The organism is Rhizobium sp. P1_C7 (assembly GCF_056406295.1).
In genome coordinates this window covers 18,484-30,471 of the sequence record NZ_JBFUAL010000013.1, presented here as the reverse complement: position 1 = coordinate 30,471, position 11,988 = coordinate 18,484, and the positions used below count along the sequence as shown (strand labels likewise).

The 11,988-nt window shown below is 62.6% G+C and carries 10 protein-coding genes and 1 riboswitch; of the genes, 4 read left to right on the top strand and 6 right to left on the bottom strand.

Translation table 11 applies throughout. From position 1 onward, the window contains the following. Positions 1-46: 46 nt before the first annotated feature. Together AC1D2R_RS20330 and AC1D2R_RS20325 are read left to right on the top strand one after the other, a co-directional pair. A complete protein-coding gene (locus AC1D2R_RS20330) occupies positions 47-985 on the top strand; it encodes a carbohydrate ABC transporter permease (RefSeq protein WP_477969814.1) in 939 nt (312 codons plus the stop codon). Continuing rightward, entirely contained in the window at positions 978-1,826 is an 849-nt protein-coding gene (locus AC1D2R_RS20325; protein ID WP_477969812.1) for a carbohydrate ABC transporter permease, read from the top strand. Before AC1D2R_RS20330 ends, AC1D2R_RS20325 begins: the two co-directional genes overlap by 8 nt. Positions 1,827-1,842: 16 nt before the next feature. Here AC1D2R_RS20325 and AC1D2R_RS20320 read toward each other — a convergent pair whose 3' ends face one another. From AC1D2R_RS20320 to AC1D2R_RS20300, 5 genes are all read right to left on the bottom strand, one after another. Then, positions 1,843-2,607 carry a 3-oxoacyl-ACP reductase gene (locus tag AC1D2R_RS20320; RefSeq protein WP_477969810.1) on the bottom strand — a complete coding sequence of 255 codons (765 nt, stop codon included), beginning with the start codon at positions 2,605-2,607 and terminating at the stop codon, positions 1,843-1,845. Next, positions 2,604-3,425 carry a bifunctional hydroxymethylpyrimidine kinase/phosphomethylpyrimidine kinase gene (thiD, locus tag AC1D2R_RS20315; RefSeq protein WP_477969808.1) on the bottom strand — a complete coding sequence of 274 codons (822 nt, stop codon included), beginning with the start codon at positions 3,423-3,425 and terminating at the stop codon, positions 2,604-2,606. The genes AC1D2R_RS20320 and thiD overlap by 4 nt, the downstream gene beginning before the upstream one ends. After that, complete coding sequence (gene thiE / locus AC1D2R_RS20310) at positions 3,422-4,057, bottom strand: thiamine phosphate synthase (protein WP_477969806.1); 636 nt, start codon at positions 4,055-4,057, stop codon at positions 3,422-3,424. The genes thiD and thiE overlap by 4 nt, the downstream gene beginning before the upstream one ends. Then, complete coding sequence (thiM, locus tag AC1D2R_RS20305) at positions 4,054-4,857, bottom strand: hydroxyethylthiazole kinase (RefSeq protein WP_477969804.1); 804 nt, start codon at positions 4,855-4,857, stop codon at positions 4,054-4,056. The genes thiE and thiM overlap by 4 nt, the downstream gene beginning before the upstream one ends. A 49-nt stretch (positions 4,858-4,906) precedes the next feature. Then, positions 4,907-5,003: riboswitch (TPP riboswitch) on the bottom strand. 102 nt (positions 5,004-5,105) lie between these two features. Beyond that, the gene (locus AC1D2R_RS20300) at positions 5,106-6,506 is read right to left on the bottom strand and encodes an MFS transporter (protein WP_477969802.1); all 1,401 of its coding nucleotides are present in this window, start codon (positions 6,504-6,506) and stop codon (positions 5,106-5,108) included. A gap of 118 nt (positions 6,507-6,624) precedes the next feature. Here AC1D2R_RS20300 and AC1D2R_RS20295 point away from each other — a divergent pair, with 118 nt between their 5' ends. After that, complete coding sequence (locus AC1D2R_RS20295; protein WP_477969800.1) at positions 6,625-7,584, top strand: LysR family transcriptional regulator; 960 nt, start codon at positions 6,625-6,627, stop codon at positions 7,582-7,584. Positions 7,585-7,606: 22 nt separating this feature from the next. Here AC1D2R_RS20295 and AC1D2R_RS20290 read toward each other — a convergent pair whose 3' ends face one another. Further along, positions 7,607-8,077, bottom strand: coding sequence for an Lrp/AsnC family transcriptional regulator (locus AC1D2R_RS20290; protein WP_477969798.1), 471 nt, complete (start codon positions 8,075-8,077; stop codon positions 7,607-7,609). A gap of 118 nt (positions 8,078-8,195) precedes the next feature. Between AC1D2R_RS20290 and putA the strand changes: the two genes are divergently transcribed. Next, entirely contained in the window at positions 8,196-11,909 is a 3,714-nt protein-coding gene (putA, locus tag AC1D2R_RS20285) for a trifunctional transcriptional regulator/proline dehydrogenase/L-glutamate gamma-semialdehyde dehydrogenase (RefSeq protein ID WP_477969796.1), read from the top strand. Positions 11,910-11,988 lie beyond the last annotated feature (79 nt).

Below are 11,988 nucleotides of genomic sequence, written 5' to 3'. Positions count from 1 at the left end.
GCCTTGCCCGCGCCGCTATTTTCATTTCCAGCGAGGCTGGCATGCCATGACCCATATCAGCGTAGCGACTGCTGTTCGTCCGCGCACGACACCCGCATCGTCCGTTCGGCGCAAGGATCCGGCTGTCTCCGGACGACTGCCCGTGCTTCTCCTGTTTTTGCCGCCGGCGCTGCTGCTCTTTACAATCTTCGTCATCCTGCCGATGGGGGAGGCCGCCTGGTACAGCCTCTACAAGTGGGATGGCTATGGTCTGCCGACGCAATTCGTCGGCATGAGGAATTTCGAGGTTCTGTTCAAGAACAGCGCCTTTCTTACCGCCCTGAAGAACAATGCGCTCATCATCGTCGTCTCCATCGCGATCCAGATACCGCTCGCCATCTGGCTGTCGATGATGCTGGCCCACCGCATTGCCGGCGTCGTTCTCTTCCGACTGATCTTTTTTCTGCCCTACGTTCTGGCAGAAGTGGCGGCGGGCCTGATCTGGCGCTTCGTCTATGACGGCGACTACGGCCTGTTTGCCTCCATGGCGCACCTGTTCGGGGTCGAGACCCCCTATGTGCTGGCCGACAAGGATCTCGCCATGTACGCGGTGCTGGCCGTGATCGTGTGGAAATACTTCGGCTTCCACATGATGCTGTTCATCGCCGGCCTGCAATCGCTGGACAAGAGCGTGCTCGAGGCCGCCGAGATCGACGGCGCCAGCGGCTGGCAGCGGTTCCGTTACATCACCCTTCCGTTGCTGGGTTCGACCGTGCGCCTGTCGGTATTCTTCGCCGTCGTCGGCTCGCTGCAGCTGTTCGATCTGATCATGCCGCTGACGGGCGGTGGGCCGTTCAACGCAACCCAGACGATGGTCACCTTCCTGTTCAACTTCGGGGTCACCCGCATGCAGGTCGGCCTCGGCAGCGCAGTCGGCGTTGTCCTGTTCGTGATCTGCATCACGCTCGCCTTCAGCTACAAACGGATATTCATGCGCCATGACTGATGTGGTTTCACCCGGCCGGCTGACCGCCGGTTCGAAAATCTATCTCTACGCGTCGCTGACGATCATCGCCGCAATCGTCCTCATACCGCTGTTGACGACGGCCCTGGGCGGCTTCAAGGAACTCGGCGACCTGCGCACCAACCCCTTCGGCCTGCCGGTCGAGTGGCATTTCGAGAACTACTCGGACATCCTGTTCGGCGACCGCTACTGGCGACAGATGATGAATTCGCTGATCATCGCCGTGCTCACCGTTTTCCTGACAGTATCGGTATCGGCGATGGCGGCGTTCACCTTCGCCCACGTCAAATTCTTCGGCTCGGGTTTCCTGCTCAACTATTTCCTGATCGGCCTGATGTTCCCGGCGGCCACTGCAATTCTGCCGCTGTTCATCCGCATCCGCGATCTGGGACTGCTGAACTCCTACTTTGGCGTGGTGCTGCCGCAGGTCGCGTTCGGCCTTGGCATGAGCATCCTGCTGTTCAGGAATTATTTTCGCAACCTCCCGGAAGAATTGTTCCAGGCGGCCATTGTCGACGGCTGCGGCTACATGCGCTTCTTCTGGCATATCTCGCTGCCGCTCTCGCGTCCGATCATTGCCACCGTCAGCATCATCTCATTCGTGGGCAGCTGGAACAGCTACATCCTGCCGCTGATCATGCTGAACTCGGAGGCGATGTACCCCTGGCCGCTCGGCGTCATGGTCTATCGCGGCGAATTCGGTACCGCCTGGCAGCTGGTGCTCGCCTTCATTACCCTCACCATTCTCCCGACGATCATCGTGTTCTTCCTGGCGCAGAAGCACATCATCGCGGGCTTGACCGCAGGCGCGGTCAAATCCTGACGGGTGCCTCCAGGCCTCAGCCGAAGACGAGCCCGCCGTCGACGATAAGGTTCTGACCGGTGACCGCGCGAGCCCACGGGCTCGCGAAGAAGAGAACCGCATCGGCCGCTTCCTCTGGTGTCGTTACCCGGCGAAGCGGCGTGCTTGCCGCTATCAGATCGAACACGGCTTCAGGGGTAGCGCTGCTCGCCTGCGTCATCCGCAGCAGACCGCCCGAGACCATGTTCACGGTAATACCCAGAGGGCCGAGTTCTGCCGCCGCCGTTCGCGTCAGCGACAGAAGCGCGCCCTTGGCGGCGGTATAGTCGTGGTATGGCACGACCGGATTTTGAAAGAGGTTGGTGCCGATCGTCACGATCCGTCCGAAACCGGTCGAAGCCATGGCTGAACGCGTCGCCTGGATCAAGTTCAGCGCACCTTTGACCGCGGTGTCGAGCTGCGAGGTCATGTCCTCCCACGTCAGCTCGTCAAGCTTCGGACGGGCATCGCCGTTGAAGCTGAAATCGGCAAGCGCGTTATGAATGACGGTCGTCGGCGCACCAAAGGCCTCGGTCACCTCCGCGACCATGTGCCTGACGGCCTGCCCATCGCGCACATCCGCCTTGAACGCCCTGGCGCGGTTGCCGAGGCTGGCCGCGAGCGCCTCGGCCTCCCTTCTGCTTCCTCGATAGTTGATCGCGACCTTTGCCCCTTCGCGGGCAAATGCAGTGGCGATGGCCGCTCCGAGGCCCCGGGCGGCGCCGGTGACGATGACCGTCTGCTGGCTGATTGTCGGTGTCATTGCCCGTATCCTTCTTTTGCCTTCCAAACCTCGTGGAAATGGTGGACGGGGCCGTGGCCTTTACCGACGTCGAGCCTATCGGCATGCGCGACGGCAGAGACGAGATAGGATTTCGCGTCCATCACTGCTTGAAACAGCGTTGCTCCTCTGGCCAGTTCGGCAGCCAGCGCGGCCGACAGCGTACAGCCTGTCCCATGGGTGTTTGCAGTCGCAATCCGGGCAGCCTCGAACCAGCTCAGCCCACCGGACGTTGCGAGCACATCTGGGCTCTCATCGCCGACGAGATGGCCGCCCTTGACGAGGAGCGCCGCCGGTCCGAGCGCGCGCAGCCGCTGCGCCTGATCCGCCATCTGCTGGCGGTTTTCCGCTGCTGCTTCATGAAGAAGTGCACCTGCTTCCGGCAGATTCGGCGTCAATAGCGTTGCCAGCGGCAAAAGCCGGTGCGTCAGGGCGTCGACGGCCGCCGGATCCAGAAGGTTGGCGCCGCCCTTGGCGACCATAACAGGATCAAGCACGATCGGAATTCCCCTGTGTGGGTGGAGCGCGTCTGCCACCGCAGCGGCAATCTCGGCATTGGCAATCATGCCGATCTTGACGGCATCGACACGCACATCGGCAAAGACTGCTCTGATCTGATCAGCCACGAAGGCGTCGGGGACAAGATGAACGCCGGAAACACCCTGCGTGTTCTGCGCCGTCAGCGCCGTCAGCACTGCCATGCCGTAGACCCCCCGGGCGGCGAATGTCTTGAGGTCGGCCTGGATGCCGGCACCGCCAGATGGGTCGGATCCTGCGATGGAGAGGACATTGCGGATCATCTTGCTCCCTCTCTGATGAGGTCGATGAAGCCGCGGGCTGCAGCTTCCGGATCGGGGGTGCCGCAGATCGCCGAGACGACAGCCAGCCCGTCGGCTCCGGCTGCGAAGACGTCACGGACATGCCCGGCCTTGAGCCCGCCAATGGCAACGGCCGGCACGGGGCAGACCTCGACGAGGCGCGCCAGACCGGCAATGCCGATCGGCTGCTTGTGGTCGGGTTTGGTCGGCGTCGCGAAAACCGGGCCAATGCCGGCGTAGTTGACGAGCTCCGGGTCGACTGAAGCCGCGAGCGCCTCCGTCTCGACGGAGAGGCCGAGGATCATCTCGGTGCCGATCCGTTGGCGTGCCGCGTATGCGCCCGTGTCGTCCTGGCCGATGTGAAGCCCGTCAGCACCAATGGCGATTGCCGCTTCCACGTCATCGTTGATGACGACAAGCGCGCCGGTGCCTGCAAGTGCTGCCTTCAGAGCCCGGCCCGTCTCTATTGTCCGCGCCGTGTCCGCATGCTTGTCGCGCAGTTGGACGACGGTCGCTCCGCCGGCAACGGCCGCGCGGGCGGTCTCGACCATGCCGCGGTCGGCGCACAGATCAGGGTCGAGCACGAGGTAAAGCGAGAGATCGAGGCGCGTCATGCCGTGCGGATCCTTGCATGGCGATCCAGGAAAGCGCCGTCGACCGTGGCGAGGCTGTCGAGGAACCGCCACGAAAACGAGCCGGGCCCATCCGCCTTTCGAGCCGCCTCCTCGCCGGCAACGGCAAAGGTCGCGAGCGCTGCGACGGTTGCGTCGAAAGGAGCACGCGGACATGTCGCGGCAAAGGCGCCAACCAGGCAGGTGAGAGAGCATCCGAGTGCCGTTATCTGCGGCATCAGCGGCGAGCCACCGTCGATGCGAACAGCTCTTTGGCCATCGGTGATGAAGTCGGTCGCCCCGGTGACGGCAACAACCGTCCCATGGGTGCTGGCAAGGTGCCGGGCCGAGGTTTCGGCGTGCTCGACGGCATCGCGACTGTCAACGCCGTGGCCACGGCTCGCTTCACCTGACAAGGCAATGATCTCGGACGCGTTTGCGCGGATGATGGTGGGACGCAATTCAAGCAGCGCGCCGACTGCCTCCCGCCGGAAGCCGGTCGCGTAGTGGGCAACCGGATCGAGAACCCAGGGCTTGCCACTCTCGTTCGCCGCTTCTGCAGCCGCGCGCATCCCCTTCATCCACGCCGAGGAAATGGTGCCGATGTTGATGGTCAGCGCGCCGGCAATGCGGGCAAATTCGCCGGCCTCTTCCTCGGCATGCACCATGGCAGGCGAGGCGCCGACAGCCAGCAGCACATTGGCAGCGATGTTCATGGCGACGAAATTGGTGATGCATTGCACGAGCGGCGTCTGCGCTCGCATCGCGTTCAGAGCTTCACCCGGCGAGGTCTGGTCTTGCATGTTGCCCCTTTCACGCGGAGCAAGACGCAGAGACGAAACGCACGATCGCGGAAGGTCCCGAGCGACTCCCTCCGCCAGCATTATCTGGTTCAGGTTCCAAGGGTGCTTCTCAGTCCGCCTTCCGGCGAACGCCCCTGTCTCTCAATGGACCATCTTGTTGCAGGAAACACGCCGCCTGTCACTTCAAAAGTCTGTCACGACAGGAGATACCGGCCGTGACACCTTGGTCGGGCCTCGCAGCAGCCCGGCTATTCGGCTGCCTGGTAGACGTCTGCCCGGCGAGCCGATGTTCGCGGCCCCAAGGCAGCGGCAAGCGTCACCGCGACAGACAGGGTCGCAACGAAGGAGATGCCAGCAAAATACGGATCCCAGCCGAAGCCCGGTGCGGCTGCAAATACCGCCGATGCCGCGGCGAGCACGATGCCGCCGCCGATCTGGAACGAGGCGAATAGCAGCCCTGACGCCAGACCGGACTTGTCCTCCTCGACGTCCGACAGCGCTGCGACCTGTACCGAAGGATAGGTCATGGCATAGCCGACGCCGAGCGGAATCTGCGAGAGCGCCACCAGAAGCACAGGATGGATGTGACCGACCGTCGAGATCCAGAGGATATAGCTCGCCGCCTGCAACGCGACGCCTAATGTCATGAGGGCGGTTGTGCCACGGCTCTGCCCGATTGCCGCAAAGCGCGGCGCCAGTATCATCACGCAGACGCCACCGAAGGCGAAGCAGAAGCCGGTCGCAAAGGCCGACCAGCCGAAGACGTTCTGATAGTAAAGCGTCGCGATGAACTGGAAGCCGACATAGACGCCCTGGAAGAGCGCGGCGACGGCGTTGGCATGGCTGAGTTTGGCTCGACAGAAGATGGCAAGCGGCACCATCGGATCGGCATGACGCGCCTCGACGACCAGGAAGAGGCCGATCAGGACAACGGCGGCGAAAAGCGAGCTCCATGTCGGTAGCGCGTCCCAGCCCGCGGCTGCGGCGTTGGTGATACCGAAGACGAAGAGCAGGAGGCCGGGGGTGATCGTCAGGGCGCCAGCCCAATCGAACGTCGGGCGCGGGCCTTCCTTTCGCTGATCTGCAGGGAGAACGAAGGGGGCGACCGCAAGCGCAATGATGGCGACAGGCGCGCCCATAACGAGCGTTGCCCGCCAGCTGACGATGGTCGCCGCGCCGCCCAGGACCATACCGAGCACAAATCCGGTGGCCCCTGTGGAGGCAAACACCCCGAGCGCCTTTGCGCGCGCATTGCCCTCGCCGAATACGGAGAGCAGCAACGCAAGGGCGGCTGGCGCCGTGAAGGCGGCGGCAATCCCCTTCACCAGGCGTGCGGCAATCAGCGTCGGCCCACTGTCGACGAAACCGCCGGCGATACTGGCCGCAGCGAAAATACCGAGAGACCAGAGGAAGGTGCGACGATGCCCGAAGACATCGGCAACACGGCCCCCCAAGAGCAGGAAGCCTCCGTATCCAAGGACGTAGGCGCTCACCGCCCACTGCAGGGATGTGGCCTTCATGCCGAGTTCCGCCTGGATGGCGGGAAGCGCCACGCCGATGGTCGATACGTCCATGGCATCAAGGAAATTGGCAGCACAGAGCAGCAGCAGAGCCAGGCCGGCTCCGCCTTTCGGTTTGGAAATAGTCATCGGTGATCGTACCTTTCGTGCTGACGCCGCGCGAGGATCTGGCGACAGAGAAACGAGAAAATGTACACCTTCCGAACCTATTGCAAATTGATAGTACCTATGTCAGGTATTACTAGCGATGATGAATGATGTGATCCTGCGCAAGATAGACCTGAACCTGCTGCTGGCATTTTCCGTGCTGATGCAGGAACGGAACGTCAGCCGTGCCGCCGAGCGTCTTTTGCTCGGCCAGCCGGGTCTGTCGGCTGCGTTGAAGCGGTTGCGCGAGACGCTGGACGACGAGTTGTTCGTCAGGGTGGGACGAGGGCTGCAGCCGACACCAAGGGCTCTTGCGATCGCACCGGCGATAGAAGACGCACTGTCAGGCATCGAGCGGGCCATTCGTCCGCCGACGGCATTCGATCCCGCAAGCTGGCAGGGCGAATTCCGGATCGGCATGTGCGACAATCTGGAGTCGGCGTTTTTCGGCCCGTTGGTGGCGCGCCTGCGCGAACTCTCGCCCGGATCCAGACTGGTCGGCGTGGCGTCCGACAAACGCGACGCTGCGCGTATGCTCGATGAAGGCGCCTATGACTTTAGCGTGTCGGTGCATGAGGAACCCGCGTCCTGGCACATTCGTGCGCCACTCTTCAACCAGTCTTCGATCTGCGTCTTCGATCCCGAGCAGGTGAGGTTGAAGGCTCCCTTGAAGCTCGAGGACTTCGTCAAGACGCCGCACGTGACCGTGTCTTTCGAAGGCAACAGCGCCAACAACCTCGATGTCGCACTTGGCCGCGTCGGTCTGCGCCGTCAGGTGGTTGCGACCGTACCGCGCTTTTCGGCCCTGCCGACGGCGCTAAGGGCAATGCCGGCCATCGCGACGATTCCGGAATCGATTGCCCGATGCATGGCGCAACTCCATGGACTTTCGATCTCGGTGCCGCCGCTCGACCTGCCCGCAGACCCGGTCACCATGCTCTATCGGCGCGTCGACCGTGCTGACGGCCGATCGGTATGGTTCCGCAGATTGTTTGTCGACATCGTTGTGGCGGCGCTGAAGGCTTCCGGTTGCACGTCAAGCGTTTCCCGAGCCGCTTAGTGTCCCGACTGTTCCGTCGGCCCTAAACGCCGGCTTCCTTGATCGCTTCCATGGCCACAAAGGTCGACGTGTTTGCAACAAACGGCAGGCTGGAGATCTTCTCGCCGAGAACCTGACGATAATTTGCAATGTCCGACGTCCGGATCTTGAGCAGATAATCGAAGGCGCCGGCAATCATGTGGCATTCCTCGACCTCCTGCAGCTTCCTGACCGCGATGTTGAAGGCGTTCAGGGCATTCTCACGCGTATCGGAAAGCTTGACCTCGGTGAAGGCAACATGGTTCCTGCCGAGCTTGTTGACGTCGATGATGGCGCGAAAGCCCAGGATGTAGCCATCTTCAATCAGTCGCTTGAGCCTGACCTGGCAAGGGGTATTGGAGAGTCCGACGCGCTTTGCAAGGTCCGTCACCGACATCCGGCCATCAGCCATCAGCGCTTCGATTATCCTATGGTCGAATTGGTCGATTTCTCTGCCGTGGCTTGAAGTAATCACGATAATTCCCTCGGGAATGATAAATCAATGGCGAAATACAGATTTGTGAGCCACAAATCAAGTGAAATTGACCTTTTGAAATCTGCTAGTTTGTCCGCCTGTCCCGATAGGAGCTGATATGACGATCATCAATGGCGCGGTAGCGGCTGAGGCCACCATAAAGCAGGCAGATGGCGCTGCAAATCCCTTTGACGGGTTTGCACCGGCCATCCGCCCTCAGAGCAATCTGAGGCAGGCGATCACGGCAGCCTATCGCACGCCTGAAACCGTGTGCGTTCCCCGCCTCGTCGATGCCGCAGTTCTTCCCGATCAGATCCGGCAAGCCGCCGCAAAAACTGCCCGCAAGCTGATCGAAGCGCTACGCGCCAAGCACAAGGGCACAGGAGTGGAAGGTCTTGTGCACGAATACTCGCTTTCCAGCCAGGAGGGCGTGGCGCTGATGTGCCTTGCCGAGGCTCTGCTGCGCATTCCCGACGCCGCAACGCGTGACGCACTGATCCGCGACAAGGTCTCCGAGGGCGACTGGAAAGCCCATCTCGGCGGTGGTCGCTCGCTCTTCGTCAATGCCGCAACCTGGGGCCTCGTGGTTACCGGCAAGCTGACATCGACGGTCAACGATCGCAGCCTGTCTGCGGCTCTCACGCGGCTGATCGCGCGCTGCGGCGAGCCGGTCATTCGCCGGGGCGTCGACATGGCGATGCGCATGATGGGCGAGCAGTTCGTCACCGGCGAGACCATCGACGAAGCGCTGCAGCGTGCCAGGACGCTCGAGCAGCGCGGTTTCCGATACTCCTATGACATGCTCGGCGAAGCTGCCACGACCGGCGCCGATGCTAAGCGGTACTACACGGACTACGAGACCGCAATCCACGCGATTGGCAAGGCCTCCGATCGCCGCGGCATCTATGAGGGTCCAGGCATATCCATCAAGCTCTCGGCACTGCATCCGCGTTACGCCCGTGCGCAGAGCGCCCGCGTGATGGATGAACTGCTCCCGAAGGTGAAAGCGCTGGCGCTGATCGCCAAGTCCTACGACATCGGCTTGAACATAGACGCCGAAGAGGCCGACCGGCTGGAACTGTCGCTCGATATCCTGGAGAGCCTTTGCCTGGACGCAGATCTCGCAAACTGGAACGGCATGGGATTTGTGGTGCAGGCCTACGGCAAGCGTTGCCCCTTCGTCCTCGATTTCATCATCGATCTTGCCCGTCGTGCCGGGCGCCGCATCATGGTGCGGCTCGTCAAGGGCGCCTACTGGGATGCCGAGATCAAGCGCGCCCAGGTCGATGGTCTTGATGATTTTCCGGTCTTCACGCGCAAGATCTACACGGACGTTTCCTATATCGCCTGCGCGAAAAAACTGCTGGCGGCGACAGACGCTGTCTTCCCGCAGTTTGCCACGCACAACGCCCAGACGCTGGCGACCATCTACGCGATGGCGGGATCCGACTACCATGTCGGCAAATACGAATTCCAGTGCCTGCACGGCATGGGCGAGCCACTTTATGACGAGGTCGTCGGGCGCCAGAACCTGAACCGTCCGTGCCGCATCTATGCACCCGTCGGCACGCATGAGACGCTGCTCGCCTATCTCGTGCGTCGTCTCCTTGAAAACGGCGCCAACTCGTCTTTCGTCAACAGGATCGCCGACCCCAACGTCTCGATCGACGAACTGGTCGCCGACCCGGTCGACATCGTCGCGACGATGGCTGTCGTCGGCCAGAAGCACGACAGGATCGCTCTTCCGGCCGATCTCTACGACCTGCGCCAGAATTCAGGCGGCCTTGACCTTTCCAACGAAGCGGTGCTGGCGGGGTTGACCCACGCGTTGAAAGCGAGCGCGGCTCAGGCCTGGGAAGCGGTTCCAAGCCAGACGACGTTCGCAGCAGGCAAGCCGCGCGAGGTTCTCAACCCCGCCGACAATCGTGACGTCGTCGGCACCGTGCGCGAGACGACGGAGCAAGAGGCGGCAGTGGCCGCCGCGGCTGCGCTGAAAATCTCGTCAAGCTGGGCTTCGGTATCGCCGGGCGACAGGGCGGCCATGCTCGACCGCGCCGCAGACATCATGCAGGCCAGGATCGAGACACTGCTCGGGCTGATCATTCGCGAAGCCGGAAAATCCGTACAGAATGCCATCGCCGAGGTGCGCGAGGCGATCGACTTCCTGCGCTACTACGCAGAGCAGGCTCGCCGCACGCTCGGTCCGTCGCATGCGCCGCTTGGCCCCGTTGTCTGCATCAGCCCGTGGAATTTTCCGCTGGCAATCTTCACCGGGCAGGTTGCGGCAGCACTGGTGGCCGGCAACCCCGTTCTGGCAAAGCCCGCCGAAGAGACGCCGCTGATCGCCGCCGAGGCGGTCCGCATTCTGCACGAGGCCGGCATCCCGCTTGACGTCGTCCAGCTCGTGCCCGGCGATGGCCGGGTCGGAGCCGCACTCGTTGCGGCGCCCGAAACCGCTGCCGTGATGTTCACTGGATCGACCGAAGTCGCCCGGCTCATTCAGGCGGAGCTTGCAAAGCGCTTGTCTGCGAGCGGGGAACCTATTGCGCTGATCGCCGAGACCGGCGGCCAGAACGCCATGATCGTCGACTCGTCGGCGCTCGCCGAGCAGGTTGTCGGCGACGTCATCGCCTCAGCCTTCGACAGCGCCGGACAGCGCTGCTCGGCACTGCGTGTCCTGTGCCTGCAGGAAGACGTGGCGGACCGGACGCTCTCGATGCTGAAGGGCGCGCTGCGTGAACTGACGATAGCCAACACCAATCGCCTGTCCTCCGATATCGGCCCTGTCATCACCGCCGAGGCAAAGGAGATCATCGAAACCCATGTCCAGGCCATGCGGGACCTTGGCTGCGCAGTCGAGCGGGTAGAACTGCCTGAAGCAACGCAACAGGGAACCTTCGTTTCCCCCACCATCGTCGAATTGCGCACCATTTCCGATCTCAAACGGGAAGTGTTTGGCCCGGTCCTCCATGTTATCCGATGGCGCCGCCAGAATCTCGACCGGTTGATCGACGACATCAACGCGACCGGTTATGGCCTGACGTTCGGCCTGCATACGCGCCTGGATGAAACCATCGCCCATGTGACGTCGCGCATTAAGGTCGGCAACATTTACGTCAACCGCAACGTCATCGGCGCTGTCGTCGGCGTACAGCCTTTTGGCGGTCGAGGCCTGTCCGGCACCGGACCCAAGGCGGGTGGGCCGCTCTATCTGGGGCGCCTCGTCAGGACGCAGCCCATCCCGCCGCAGCACAGCTCGGTCTATAGCGATCCGGCCCTGTCGGATTTCGCCAAGTGGCTCGACCAGGAAGGGCTTCCGAACGAGGCCGAAATGGCGCGCAATCTCGGCGGTCAATCAGCGCTCGGCCTCGAGGCCGACCTTCCCGGTCCGGTCGGGGAACGCAATGTTTACGCGCTCCACGCCCGAGGCGCGATCTACTGTGCGCCGGTTTCTGCTGTCGGCCTGCGCCGGCAGGTGTCGTCGGTACTTGCCACCGGCAACAGCGCGGTCATCGACTGTGGCGATAGTCTTCGTTCCAGCCTGAACGGTATTCCGCCAAGCGTTGCCCAGCGTATTGCCTTCGCGGACACGGCGGGCCACGGCGCGCCGATGTCCGGTGCGCTCATCGAGGGCGATCCCGATTTCGTCTCCGCAATGCTCCAGAAGATTGCCGCAATGCCGGGTCCGCTGTTGCTGGTACAATCGGCCTCGACGCTGGAGCTCGAAAACGATCCGGAGGCCTATTGCCTCAACTGGCTGCTGGAGGAAGTGTCGACGTCGATCAACACGGCGGCTGCGGGCGGAAACGCCAGCCTGATGTCGATCGGCTGATCGCTGCCGCTGAGGCATATCCGAACCAGGACAAGGTCGAGCCATGGTGGCTCGGCCTTTTTGCGTGTTCGAACGAAGC